The 14,067-nt window shown below is 39.5% G+C and carries 12 protein-coding genes; 1 reads left to right on the plus strand and 11 read right to left on the minus strand.

Going from position 1 to position 14,067, the window contains the following annotated elements; genetic code table 11:
- Complete coding sequence (locus IPM47_08825) at positions 1-1,188, minus strand: NADP-dependent malic enzyme (GenBank protein QQS31006.1); 1,188 nt, start codon at positions 1,186-1,188, stop codon at positions 1-3.
- 252 nt (positions 1,189-1,440) lie between these two features.
- Here IPM47_08825 and ytxJ point away from each other — a divergent pair, with 252 nt between their 5' ends.
- Positions 1,441-1,824, plus strand: a complete 384-nt coding sequence (ytxJ, locus tag IPM47_08830) for a bacillithiol system redox-active protein YtxJ (protein ID QQS31007.1) — start codon at positions 1,441-1,443, stop codon at positions 1,822-1,824.
- Positions 1,825-1,882: 58 nt separating this feature from the next.
- On the opposite strand, the gene IPM47_08835 is transcribed toward ytxJ, so the two are convergent.
- The 10 genes from IPM47_08835 to IPM47_08880 form a co-directional block, all read right to left on the minus strand.
- Positions 1,883-3,004: an ABC transporter permease gene (locus IPM47_08835; GenBank protein QQS31008.1), complete on the minus strand. Its 1,122-nt coding sequence runs from the start codon at positions 3,002-3,004 to the stop codon at positions 1,883-1,885.
- A 104-nt stretch (positions 3,005-3,108) separates the two neighbouring features.
- On the minus strand, positions 3,109-4,212 hold the full coding sequence (locus tag IPM47_08840; protein QQS31009.1) for an ABC transporter permease: 1,104 nt from the start codon (positions 4,210-4,212) through the stop codon (positions 3,109-3,111).
- A 3-nt stretch (positions 4,213-4,215) separates the two neighbouring features.
- Positions 4,216-4,962, minus strand: coding sequence for an ABC transporter ATP-binding protein (locus IPM47_08845; GenBank protein ID QQS31010.1), 747 nt, complete (start codon positions 4,960-4,962; stop codon positions 4,216-4,218).
- A complete protein-coding gene (locus IPM47_08850; protein QQS31011.1) occupies positions 4,963-5,877 on the minus strand; it encodes an ABC transporter ATP-binding protein in 915 nt (304 codons plus the stop codon).
- Between the two features lie 72 nt (positions 5,878-5,949).
- Positions 5,950-6,924: an HlyD family efflux transporter periplasmic adaptor subunit gene (locus tag IPM47_08855; protein QQS31012.1), complete on the minus strand. Its 975-nt coding sequence runs from the start codon at positions 6,922-6,924 to the stop codon at positions 5,950-5,952.
- Between the two features lie 27 nt (positions 6,925-6,951).
- Positions 6,952-8,217: a TolC family protein gene (locus IPM47_08860; GenBank protein ID QQS31013.1), complete on the minus strand. Its 1,266-nt coding sequence runs from the start codon at positions 8,215-8,217 to the stop codon at positions 6,952-6,954.
- Between the two features lie 49 nt (positions 8,218-8,266).
- The gene (locus IPM47_08865; GenBank protein QQS31014.1) at positions 8,267-8,899 is read right to left on the minus strand and encodes a TetR/AcrR family transcriptional regulator; all 633 of its coding nucleotides are present in this window, start codon (positions 8,897-8,899) and stop codon (positions 8,267-8,269) included.
- A 307-nt stretch (positions 8,900-9,206) separates the two neighbouring features.
- Positions 9,207-11,303, minus strand: a complete 2,097-nt coding sequence (locus IPM47_08870; protein QQS31015.1) for a PKD domain-containing protein — start codon at positions 11,301-11,303, stop codon at positions 9,207-9,209.
- Positions 11,304-11,333: 30 nt separating this feature from the next.
- Positions 11,334-11,804 (minus strand): T9SS type A sorting domain-containing protein, encoded by a 471-nt coding sequence (locus IPM47_08875; protein QQS31016.1) that lies wholly within the window; start codon positions 11,802-11,804, stop codon positions 11,334-11,336.
- Between the two features lie 146 nt (positions 11,805-11,950).
- Positions 11,951-13,933 carry a PKD domain-containing protein gene (locus IPM47_08880; GenBank protein ID QQS31017.1) on the minus strand — a complete coding sequence of 661 codons (1,983 nt, stop codon included), beginning with the start codon at positions 13,931-13,933 and terminating at the stop codon, positions 11,951-11,953.
- Positions 13,934-14,067: the final 134 nt, after the last annotated feature.

Genomic DNA, 14,067 nt, shown 5'->3' on the forward strand with positions numbered 1-14,067 from the left:
TTATTCACAGACACTGGGTTCCAGAGTTGCTGCTTCAACGGCTTTTGTAACGGCCATAACTACATGATCGTCCAATGCCGAAGGAATAATTTGTTCCCGGGTTGGATTGGATACACAAGAAGCAATTGCATAAGCCGCAGCAAGTTTCATTCTTGGAGTAATTACCCGAGCACGTACATTCAGTGCGCCTTTAAAAATTCCCGGAAACCCAAGTACATTGTTTATCTGGTTTGGGAAATCGCTTCTTCCCGTTCCAACAATTGCTGCCCCACCACGGAAAGCTTCATCGGGCATAATTTCGGGTATGGGATTGGCCATTGCAAACACGATGGCATCTTTTGCCATTGTAGCTATATGATCGGCAGTCAGCAAGTTTTCTACACTTACTCCGATAAAGACATCCGCTCCTTTCAAAGCATCAAAAAGTGTTCCCTGTTGGTTAAGTTTATTGGTATAGCGAAGCACTTCCTGTTTTACTTTGTTCAGGTCAGTCCGTTTACTGTGGATAATCCCTTTAGAGTCGCACATCAACACACTTTTAACAGGAATACATGTTTCCGAATCATTTCGGATGCAACGCAATAAACGGGCAATTGCCACACCTGCTGCCCCCGATCCATTAATGACTACTTTCAGGTCTTTGATTTGTTTGCCTAAAACTTTACAGGCATTGATGATTCCTGCCAGTGCAACCACGGCAGTTCCATGCTGGTCATCGTGAAATACAGGGATTCCTAAGTCTTGCAGTTTTTCTTCTACTTCAAAACATCGTGGTGCGGATATATCTTCCAAATTAATGCCTCCGAAAGAAGGAGCTATCAAACGAATGGTTTGAACAATTTCATCAACAATTTGGGTGTCAAGACAAATGGGAAAGGCATTGATACCGGCAAATTTTTTAAACAACATGGCCTTCCCTTCCATCACCGGCAGTGCAGCCAAAGCCCCGATATTACCCAATCCCAAGACAGCAGAACCGTCTGTAACAATTGCTACTGTATTGCCTTTAATTGTATATCGCCAAACTTCTTCAGGATTTTCAGCAATTTCTAAACAAGGCCCTGCAACTCCGGGTGAATATACTAAGGACAAATCATGGGTATTATTGACTTCTATTTTTGGAACAACTTCAATTTTACCGCGTAACTGTTCGTGTAAATTCAAAGATTCTTTATAATCTCTGTTCATGTAAAAGTAGATTTAAGGTGGAAAATGGTTGAAAAATAGATTGGAGTAGTCAAGTTTTGTGCAAAGATAGCATATTTTAAAACCACTTATAGGTTATGAGATCCGGCAGATTATCAACCTAATAAACCCGGCTAAAGTTTGCAGAACAATCAAATGTATTGCAAAACGTCAAGTGTTTCAGTTTATTTGCTTTACATAAATCAATGAACCAATTGGAGTTATTATTGTTTCCTGATTCTTAGTTTAAAAGAAATGACATTTTTAAAGCAAATGAATACCGAAAAAAACAAAACGCTTCGTTGGCATTTTATACATTCAGAGGCTGATATAGATACAATTATTGAACAGTCACATATAATTCCTTGTGCTATTTTTAAACATAGTACCCGTTGTTCTACATCCGATATGGCCAAAAGCAAATTGGAAAGGCATTGGATTTTTCATGAAAATCAGGTTCAAATGTTTTTTTTAGATTTGATTGCACACCGCAGTGTTTCCAATAAAATTGCAGAAGTGTTTAACGTATATCATGAATCCCCTCAACTCTTGTTGATCAAAAATGGAGAGGTTGTGTATGATGATTCTCATATAGACATAAATATCACAAACCTTGAAGAAGCGTTGACAGAAAATTAGGGTCAGTGATATTGTCTTTTTATACCGGATATTGTTTCCGATTTTAACCCGGATTTATTTAAGTTGTTTTCTTATAATTAAGTATTGCCCAGGTGTTAAAGAAAACGGCCATTCCTGTTATTATAAACAAATGGCTTTTAATGTCGCCAAAACTGCTTCCTTTCAACATTACCATCCGCATTACATCAATGAAGTAAGTTACCGGATTTGCATAGGCAATCCATTTTGCCCATTCGGGCATACTGTTTACGGAGGTAAATAAACCACTCATCAGCATAAAAATCATCATGCAGAAAAATGCAAGCGACATGGCTTGTTGTTGTGTATTGCTATAAGTGGAAATCAATAAACCTATACCCAGCAATGCAATTAAGTAAACAGAAAGGAAGCCATATATCAGGAAGTAAGAACCAACCGGAATAATTTTGTAAACAGGGATTGCAATGACAAACAAACCTAATGAAAAAACGATATTGCCGATTATCCAAAAAGGTATCAGTTTGCCTAAAATGAAAACATGTTTTTTAATGGGTGTTACATTGATTTGCTCTATCGTGCCGACTTCTTTTTCTTTTACTATGTTGAGTGAGCACATATATGTACCGACCATTGAAACCAGTAAGACCAAAATACCGGGTACCATAAAGAAGGGATAATTGAGAAAAGGATTGAACCGGTTGAGTGTTGCTATTTCAATACTTGGTGAAATGCTGTTTCGTTGGGGCATTATCCACTCGGTTTGGATGTCGGCATTGAAATTGGAAATAATTCTTCCTAAATAAGTGCTGCCTACTGATGCTTTTGTTCCATTGATGGCGTTTACGGCAATAAACAGATTAGCTTTGTTCTCTCGTATAAGATCTTTCTCAAAGTTTTTGGGAATTTCCAACACAACATCGGATCTGTCTTTTTGAAATTCATAGAACGATTGATTGAACGAACTGCTGTAATCGTTCAGTTTGAAATAACCGGATGCAAAAATTTTATTGGCGAGTTGTCTTGAGTAAGTGCTGTGGTCGTGGTCAACAATTGAAATATTGATATTCTTTATTTCAAAGTCTGCAGCCAAAGGTATAATAAGCAACTGAATTAAAGGCAAAGCAATAATCATTCGCAAAATCATGGGATTGCGAAAAATTTGGCGGAACTCTTTTTGGAGGAGAAATTTTAGGGTTCGCATATATGTCAAATGTTGAGCAATAAAGGTTGAAAGTTATTTGGTTGGAATTGACTTATTATGTTTAAATCTGTTACCGGATTTCCCTGTTCATAGTTTTTCGACGACTAAAGTCTGATTTTAAACTTTGTGATACTGACTGTGAGCAAAACCAAAGTCATTCCTAAAAGAATTAGTGTCTCTTTCCAGATATACGAAAATCCGAGACCTTTAATCATTACTGATTTGATAATAATGTAATACCATTTGGAAGGCACAATATTTGAAATAATTTGTAAGGGCTTAGGCATATTTTCCAACGGAAACATAAAGCCGGTGAAAATCATAGTTGGAAGTAACATACCCATTAAGGAAAAAAGCATGGCGGTTTGCTGACTATCTGTTGAATTAGATACAAGCAAGCCCAAAGACAAGGCACAAAGTATAAGCAACGAACTTTCAAAATAGAGTAGGGGAATACTGCCATTGATTGGCATTCCCATGAGAGTTGTGCTCAACAATAAGATGACAGTGAGGTTTATAACTGACAAAAAGAAATAAGGAACGGCTTTACTGATAACTACAAGAATGGGATTGAATGGAGAAACCAACAGTACCTCCATCGTTCCTGTTTCTTTTTCTCTAACTATAGAAACGGAGGTCATTAACACACAAACCAACAACAGTACCAAGGCCATAACCCCCGGAACGAAATTAAAAACACCTTTTAATTCAGGGTTGTAAATCATTCTTACCTCTGTATTGATTTGAAGTGGTGCTGAATTACCCTGCATCAATTCATGCTGGTATTCCATGATGATATTGGTTGCATAGTTAGTCAGAGTACCGGCAGTATTGGGGTCTGTAGCATCGGCGATGATTTGAACCTGAGCTTTATTCAAATGGAGTAAATCATTGTAAAAGTTAGTCGGAAATATGATCGCCAATTTTATTTTTCCTTTTTTGAAAGCCTCTTCAATTTCCAGATGGCTCAATATTTTGTCCTGTATTTCAAAATTATTATTTACCTCCAATTGGTCAATAATGCGGTGTGAAGCTGCATCGTTTGCATAATCACATACCACGATTCCGGAATTTTTAATTTCGTTTGTCAGTGCGAAACCAAATAGTAAAATCTGAACTACCGGCATTCCAAATAGCAGCAACAAGGTTTTCGGGTCACGGAAAACATGATAAAACTCTTTGCGTATGAAGGTGAAAAACTGTTTCATCGTTTAATCTGCTTTGCGTTTTGCTCCTCTTGCCAATTCGTAAAACACCTCATCCATTGTTGCTGCATAGAATTGCTGTTTCAATTTTGTGGGGGTATCCAACGCCTTAATTACTCCATCAACCATCATGGTAACGCGGTTGCAATATTCTGCCTCGTCCATATAGTGAGTCGTAACGAAAATTGTAATGCCTCTGTCGGCTGCTGCATAAATCAAATCCCAAAATTGCCTTCGGGTTACAGGGTCAACGCCTCCGGTGGGTTCATCCAAAAAAACAATTTTTGGTTCGTGCAGAATGGCGACCGAGAAAGACAGTTTTTGTTTCCAGCCTAAAGGCAAAGAACCCACTAATTTTTTTTTCATGTCTTTCATTCCCAACGTTGAAATGAGGGCTTCGCTTTTTTGATGGAGGTCTTTATCACTCAATCCGTAAATACCTCCAAAAAAATTGATGTTTTCACTCACGGTTAAATCTTCATAGAGTGAAAATTTCTGACTCATGTATCCTATGTTTTTCTTAATGCTTTCAGTATGTTTGTAGATGTCGAATCCGGCAATGGTGGCATTGCCTGATGAAGGGGTTGAAAGTCCGCACAACATTTTCATGGCTGTTGTCTTACCTGCTCCGTTTGCACCAAGGAAACCAAAGATTTCACCGGAGTAAACTTCAAAAGTGATTTCATTGGCAGCAATGAAGTCGCCAAAACGCTTGGCGAGTTTGTCGGTTTTTATTACCGCTTCGTTTGTCATTTAGTTCATTAGTTTTATAAAGCAATCTTCAATGGATGGCATAATTTCTTTCAACAGCACTTCTTGATTCCCACAAAGCTGTAATTGGTTCATTAAATCCTTATGTGTTTGTTCATTACTGCCGTTCTGGAAAGTAATATGATGAAATTCGCCAAAGGCAAAACAGCTTTTAATGAGTTCAATCTTTCGCAGGTCGTTCAACAACTTGCTCATGTTACTGGCACGGATTGCAAAAAGTTTTTCAGAAAATTTGTGGATGATATTTTGCGGAGTATCAATACTCATAATTTTCCCTCCTTGTATTAAGGCTATGCGTTCGCACAATGTTGCTTCATCCATGTAAGGGGTAGAAACCAGAATAGTGATGCCCTGCTGTTTTAATCGTTTTAACATTTCCCAAAATTCTTTGCGGGAAACGGTATCCACTCCTGTTGTGGGTTCATCTAAAAACAAAACCCTTGGACGGTGAATTAGCGCACAACACAAAGCAAGTTTTTGTTTCATCCCACCTGATAGTTTTCCTGCCCTGCGATGTTTAAACGGTTCTATCTGCACATAAATGTCTTTCACTAAATCGTAGTTAGCTTCTATAGATGTATTGAATACAGTAGCAAAAAAGTTGAGATTTTCTTTTACCGTTAAATCCTGATACAATGAAAACCGCCCGGGCATATAACCGACCTGTTTGCGTATTTGCTTATAATCTTTCACCACATCACAACCAGTTACTCTTGCAGAGCCGCTATCGGGCAGAAGCAGGGTAGTGAGTATGCGGAAAATACTTGTTTTACCTGCTCCGTCAGGACCAATTAACCCAAACAACTCGCCTTGCTTCACCTCAAACGAAACATCATTCACCGCTTTTATACTGCCTTTATTGTAGGTTTTTATTATGTTGTTTAACTGTACATCCATTTGATTAAGCGGCAATTGATGATTGAGCGTGAAAAATTATTATTACAGAGCAGTTTTTATACTATTCACAATTTATTTTCCTTGAATATTATCAACTGCTATTTCTTCATTGAATTCAATTTCTCCATACATGCCGATTTTGTAAGTGCCGTCATTGGTCATTTTTACTTTAATTGCATAAACCATGTTAGCTCTTTCGTTTTTTGTCTGAATGGTTTTAGGAGTGAACTCTGCTTTATCATTTATCCAGATAATGGTTCCTTCTCCTTCTTTGAAACCACCATTCCCATCATCAGTTAGTACTTTCACTTTCTGATTGAGTTTTGCCTGTGGCAATTGATCACCACTGATATAAGCACGAAGAATAATAGTGGACAGGTCGGCAATTTTGTAAAGTGGTTTACCCGTTGAGGTCATTTCGTTTTGTTCCGCATACTTGCTTAAAACAGTTCCGTCAATTGGGTTAATTATTTTTGATTTAGATATTTGATCGTCTAATTGCTCAATCTGAACCTGCAAGGGTAATCTATCACCTTGTAATCCCATAGAATTGGTGTTCAATGCTGATTGTTGGGCACTTTTCTGTGATTGTAGCGCTTCAATCTGCTTTTTCAGAACATCTATTTGACTGTTGATGTCATCTAACTGTTTTTGGGTTGCAGCGTCCTCTTTCACCAGATTTTCGTAGCGCTTCCGTTCATTTAAAGCAGCCTGTAACTGGGTTTGGGCGGTGGCTGCTTGTGCATCAAAATATTGAGTTTGTTGTGGTATGTCTGGCAACCGGTTATTCAAAGACTTAACCTGAGCCTTCAACTGCTTTTTCCTGAGGTAAAGTTGGGTGGTATCAATATACCCAATATTATCGCCTGCTTTTAAAACCTGCCCTTCTTCAATTTTAAATTCTTTGATGATTCCCGTTGCTTCTGAAGAAATGATGGTTTCCACTGCTTCAAATGATCCTGAAGCATCAAAAGAATGATTGTTAGAAGTGCAAGCTGAAAGAAAAACGAGGCTTGTTAAGATGATTACCGCTGTGATTTTATGCATTGCTATGTTTGATTTAGAGCTTTTAAACTAATTTCCGGTGGTAGTTTGATAGTTATATTGAGCCAATAATAGTTGTAACTGATGCAAAATCAAATGCTGCTGTGCCTGGTCTTGAGCATTTACCGCAGTCAGATAATCATTAGTAGTTGCTGTTCCGAACTCCAACTGGTTTTTGGTAACGTTTTTGATGTTTTCTCTCAGAGAGATAATTTCGTGGTCTGATATTAAAAGTTCCTGAACTTTCGTGATCTCAGAATTTTGTTGTTGCATGGTCAGATTGGTGTTAAACAGAAAAATATCCCGTTGTAAGTCCAGCCCGTTTTGATTGAGTGCTATCATTTTCTTCTCATTATTATAGGTGTAAAATCCTGTGAAACCCCAAATCAAACGAATTCCACCGATATAGTAACCTCTCACATCGTTGCTCAACATATTCAGGGCAGGCCTTCCCAATCCACCCTGAAAAAACAAACTCAAACGCGGAAGATTTTTATCTGCAATCAGTTTGCTTTGGTAGTCAAACGTTTTTTTCTGCAAGTCGTAAAGTTTTAATTCCGGCCGGTTGATAGAGTTAGAAACTATTTGCGGTTGTGGTTTCACCAATATTGTACTGTCATTGATTGGTTTACCAATAAAAAGGGAAAGCATGTCCAGATATCCTTTGCGGTTTGATTTTAACTCAATGGTGCGCTGATTGGCTTTAAGCAATTCGGCTTTTAAGTTATCGGCAGCACTTTTTAAAGCAATACCGTTCGTAATGGCTATGTTTGTTTTATCAATCCCGTTTTGTAAATCTCTTTTCAACAAGACGGTTTGCTGAATTTGCGCATCAATCAACAAAATGCCGAAAAACAAATTGTTAATGCGTTCGCGAAGTTTGTATAACTCTACGTCTATTTTTTGTTCTTCAATTTGTATGTTGGCAGCTATAAATTCTTTATTATCTTTTACAATAAATAAATCGGTAATGGATTGAGACACCTCTCCATATAATTTGTATTGGTCGTTGCTTAACGGCTCAATATTCACATTGGGCAACACAATTGGAATTTCTGTTACATTCGATTGATAAGTTGCCTGACCATTGATGCTGAATTGAGGCAATAAAACCTTGTTGGCATTGTCAATTGAATACTCCTTAGATTTTTCAATTAGCGAATACTGCTTCGTCAAAGGGTAGTTTTGTTTTGCCCATAAAAAACAACTGTCAATTGTCATTGAGCTGTTTTGGGAATAGGTGATAGTCGTTAGACAACTGATTAATGTAATTATTGAGATTGTTTTGTTAATCATGAGGGTTGCTATTTTGTTTAAATCATTTGTTTAATGTCTGAACAAAAAATTATCGGGCCTCTAAAATGGCTTTAGCCCATATTGGTATCCGTTTTTTTCGTTCCTGCATCATTGAATTAAATTGTTTATCGTTTAAGTTGCCAATTTTTTTCAACATCGGACTTGCTACAAATGGGAAAACGACCATGCCTAAAATATTCATTATAAAATGTAATGGATTGGGTTCTGCAACTTTATTTTCATGAACGGCTAATTGATATTGCTTGATGAAAACAGAGTTTAATATCATTTGCCAGATAGGAAGTTTTTCAAAAAAGCCCGTTTCATCCCTTCGAACTTCGCTCATTATGAATAGTGGAATCTCAGGTTCTTTAGTAATCAGATCAATATATTTATCTGCGATTAACTCTACCTTCCTTTCAAGTGTAGTGCTTTCGTCGTTAAAAGTGAGTGCCATATTCTGCATAAACCCGAATATGGTTTCAAACATGATTTGCTCAAACAACTTTTCTTTGCTGCGGAAATAATAATTCAGCAGGGCTAAGTTTATTCCTGCTTCTTCTGCAATGTCTCTTGTTCTTGTGGCCGCAAATCCTTTTTTGTGAAAGACAGTCCGTGCCGCAGCTTTTATTTTTGCCTCAGTGGTGGTGTCTAATTCTTTTTTTGCATTTTTCTCTTCCATATAAATTTTTCAGTTTACGGGCACAAATGTAAAAACAAAACCTTGATTTATTCAAACGTTTTAATCAAATGTTTAAAAAAAATTGAAAAGAGCTTATCTTCAGCTTAAGGTTTGGTGAGTGTGAGAGTCAACTCCTGAAATAAGACACTTTTCCGAAATGCGGACACTACCCCATAAGGTGTGCCTGTTGTCGCCTTCGTTTGCCATTGCGATTTACCAAACCTCATGGTTTTGCCAAAACCATGAGGTTTTTAAACACCCCGCCTTTCAGGTTTTTTACTTTTCACTTTTAGTTTTTCACTTTTCACTATCTCATCACCGCCACCTTCCCCCGCACCAAAACAGCACCGCCGTACTCAACCACATAAACATACACCCCCTCCGGCAGATGTGCCACTGATACGGTTTTACTCGTTTCCCCTGCGGTAAAGGTTGTTTCGAGGACGGTTTGACCGGTGAGGGAGAGGAGTTTTATTGCTATGTCGCTGCCTTCTGTTACCCCTAAATCCCCCTCTACCCCCCAGCCCCCTGAAGGGGGAGTTAAGCCTTCTGTAAAGGCAAAGGTTAGGGTGTTTTGGGCGGGATTTGGATAGACTTGCAATATGTCAGGAAATTCCCCTCTTGAGAGGGGCAGGGGTGTGTTCCCTACCGTCTGCACGACCACCTCCTGCGTGTAAACCGAAGTATCTCCACAAACAACGAGGGTGAGGGTAACGGTGTAGCTGCCGTTTTCTTCGTATTCGTGGGTGGGGTGTTCTGCCGATGATGGCGGGCTGCCGTCGCCAAAATCCCAGAGATAGTAGCCGCCTTGCCCGATGTAGGCGTTTTGGCTTAGGTTGGTAAAGATGATAGCACCGCCGAAATCCTGGTAACTAAATTCTGCCTGCGGATTGGGAGCGAAGCCGAAACAAATGGATTGGATTTGTGTGGAGGTGTCGTTGCAAACGATGGCTTGGAGGGTAATGCCGTAGATGCCCTCTGTCTGGTAGGTGTGGATGAGCGTATCCTGAATGCAGGGAGAGTGGCCCTGTCCGCAAATAAATGGCGGGCTGCCATCGCCCCAATTCAAAACATAGTAGCCGCCGTCTATGCTGTCGGGATAGGTGTATTGGCTTTGGTTGGTAAACTGAAAACGGCTTGGTACATCGGGGTCTTGCTCTGTGGTAAATGCAGCTTCCGGCATAGTTAGCAAGCCCATGCAGTTGGTTTTGACTATATAGACATCGGCACCTGATGCAGGTTCTGTGCGACCTACACACACAAAACCGCCCAACGGTTGCGGAACGGGGGTGAAATTGTAGAAATAATCATGCTGTACCCCATAATCATAAAACCGTGTCCATAATGGTTCTCCATCGCTACCGCGAACTTTCATGATGAAGGCTTGTATATAATCACTTCCCTCGCTTTTAATACTTCCAACACATACAAAATGTTCACTTATTTGGTAGCATTTTAATATACCTCCTTCTTCTGCATTAGGGAAATATAATTTATCCCACACTACATTTCTGGCTGTATCTAATCTTAAAAGAGTGGGATATAATTTATTGTTGTTTATAGGATTAGGAATATTGCTACCTCCCGATATCAAAAAACCACCATCACTCAAAAGAAGCGCATCTGTACATAGGTCTTCAAATCCAATACTATATACATTGTCCCACTCGGTAGTGCCATCTGGTGCAATTTTCATTAAATAATAATTCCCGAAATAATATCCATTCCAAGAATCAATGGTACCGACTGCGTACACTCCACCATCAGGTGTGGGAAGTAAATCACAAATAAAATTCCTGTGGTCATAATCATCATAATATCTGCGCCAAACCACTTCTCCGTTGGTCATCTTAATGAGCATCATTTGGGTATTGGGACCGCTATACCATGTATCCCCGCCTATATAGTAGGTATTGGTTTCGGGGTAGTAGAGTAAGGCAATGGCATTGCCTTCGTAGGGAAATTCTCGTAAATCGTAATTGTTCAGTATGTTGCCTTCATGATCTACTTCTAGAAGGTAGGGGTAGCCATAATTGCTACTATCCCAATCAGTCGTCCACCCACAAATAGCGTATCCATAAGGGGTCGTAATCATTGACAGAATAACAAACTCTCCAACATCATAGCCATAGTCTATTTTTTCAATATTATCAAGATTTATATCAGTTAGTAATAAAAAAGTTTTTTCGTTAGCACTAACAGTTTGATGTGTGCCGCACCATATTGCCATTATACTGTCGTTTGAAATGTGTATTTCTCCGGCAGATTGGGTTAATGCGCCAAAGTTTTTTGTTTTTTCGTAGTATTTATTCTGAGCCTTGGCAACCGAATAGTAGAAAAGTAGTAGTATAAGAAGATACGCTGATTTGTACATGCTTTTGTTTTTAAAACAAAGTCCCTGCATAAACACATGCTGGGACTTTGAGGTGAAAAACTATTTGTTGGCAACTATCAGTTTACGGCTGATATTTGTTTGTTGGCTGCCCAATAAACGGCAGTAATACATACCGCTTACCCATTGACTGATATCTATACTGAAACTTCCGTTTTCCTGAAGCATCTGTTTATAAACGGTTTTTCCGCTTATATCATACACCGTAAATATTGCATGTTCTTCATCAGGTAGGGAGTAGTTTATCAAAACGATATTAGTGGCGGGGTTAGGCACGATGCTACATACATGGGTATCGGGTTGGTTTTTAAACTGCAATTGCAACTGCGAGATGCTTTCGGCAATAACTTGCGGAAACTGTGGCAAATTTATATAAATTTCCTCGCCATAGCCTATGTAGAGTGCTACCCGAGCGTCCATAGCGGCAAGGGTATTGGTCGCTGCAATTTCTCTTACCAATGCTTCTTCTTCGGAGGTAATATCGAGGTAAGTTCGGTTGATTTGAGAATCCATAATTTTTTACAATTTGCTTTGAACAAATATAGTTGTTTTGATAATTGCCTGTATATGCCAATCCTTATAGGTTTGGCAAACCTATAAGGATTTAAACACGCCACCTTTCAGGTTTTTACTTTTCACTTTTAGTTTATCACTTTTCACTATCTCACCACCGCCACCTTCCCCCGCGCCAAAACAGCCCCACCGTTCTCAACCACATAAACATATACCCCCTCCGGCAAATGTGCCACCGAAATGGTTTTGTGAGTTTCCCCTGCGGAAAAGTTTGTTTCGAGGACGGACTGACCGGTGAGGGAGAGGAGTTTTACCCCTAAATCCCCCTCTACCCCCCAGCCCCCTGAAGGGGGAGTTAAGCCTTCTGTAAAGGCAAAGGTTAGGGTGTTTTGGGCGGGATTTGGATAGACTTGCAATATGTCAGGAAATTCCCCTCTTGAGAGGGGCAGGGGTGTGTTCCCTACCGTCTGCACGACCACCTCCTGCGTGTAAACCGAAGTATCTCCACAAACAACGAGGGTGAGGGTAACGGTGTAGCTGCCGTTTTCTTCGTATTCGTGCGTGGGGTGTTCTGCCGATGATGGCGGGCTGCCGTCGCCAAAATCCCAAACATAGTAGCCGCCTTGGGCAAGGTAGCTGTTTTGGCTTAGGTTGGTAAAGATGATAGCACCGCCGAAATCCTGGTAACTAAATTCTGCCTGCGGATTGGGAGCGAAGCCGAAACAAACGGATTGGATTTGTGTGGAGGTGTCGTTGCAAACAATGGCTTGGAGGGTAATGCCGTAGATGCCCTCCGTCTGGTAGGTGTGGATGAGCGTATCCTGAGTGCAGGGGGCGTAGCCTTGCCCGCAGATATAGGACGGGCTGCCATCGCCCCAGTTCAAAACATAATAGCCGCCGTCTATGCTGTCGGGGTAGGCGTATTGGCTTTGGTTGGTGAACAGGAAGCGGGCGGGCAGGTTGGGGTCTTGCGATATGGTAAATGCTGCCTGCGGCAGGGTGAGCAAACCCATGCAGTTGGTTTTGACGATGTAAGCCCCACCAAGAGACCAAAGTTCAGAATTAATTGTTTCAATAGTATCTGCACGACCCACACAAATATAGCCTCCTAAAGGTTGAGGAACAGGAGTGAAATTATAAAAGTAATCGTGCGATATCCCATAATCAAACAATCGAGTCCACAAAGGTTCCCCATCACTACCTCGTACTTTCATAATGAAAGATTTCCAAAATACACCTATATTCTTTATATTGCCAATACAAATAAAATCCTCTCCAATTTTATGACATTTGACTATTTCACTCCTGTAACTATCAGTAAAAAACTGCTTACTCCAAATTGTATTTCTTGATGAATCCAATCGTAACAAAGTTGCATACAACCTGTTGTTATTGATCGGATTTGGTATATTGCTCGCCCCGGCAAGTAAAAAACCTTCATTGTTTGTAAATATAGCGTCTGTTAATCTGTCTTCAAATCCAACGCTAAAAGTCTCACTCCATTCGATTAGACCGTCAGAATTGATTTTTAAGATAGCAAAATTACCTAAATAAAAACCAGTATTTACATTTACATCTGCAAAAGCAAATACACCACCATCTGAAGCGGGAAGTAGTTTATATATGGTATTACGATATGGATAAGAGCCATAATTATTGTGCCATACCACCTCGCCATCCGTCATTTTCAGCAACCATATTTGAGTAGGAACAGTGCTTACGAATGCCTCACCTCCAACATAATAGGTATTGGTTTCGGGATAATGATACATACATATCGCATCACCTTGATATGGGAACTGTTGAAGGCTGTAAAAATTGAGCAAATTTCCGTCGAAATCCACCTCCATCAAGTATTGAGTGTCATGGGTTTCGTTAGTAATCGGATTAACTACACCATTGTTCATCCGACCACTTATGGCGAAACCAGTTGGAGTTTGGATTAAGTCTTTAAGGACAAAATCGCCTAAATCTTCACCAAAATTGAACGATATTGTGTCTTCTATTTGATCATTGGTAAAAATCAATTTTACTTTTTCAAAACTGTAAGCATCTTTTAAATAACCTGTACCCAATAAAACTTTGTTCCCATCGTAATACTCAATCTCACCTACAGCTTGGGTAAACAATGTTTTTATGTTTTTTTCATAGTACTTATTCTGTGCCCAAATTGGTTGTAAAAAAAAAAAAAGTGCATGCCAATATAATTATAAGTCTCCACATGATATGAAATTTAAACTTTAGGGAATGAAAAAAGACCTTG

The organism is Sphingobacteriales bacterium (assembly GCA_016700115.1).
Lineage (GTDB): Bacteria > Bacteroidota > Bacteroidia > Chitinophagales > UBA2359 > UBA2359.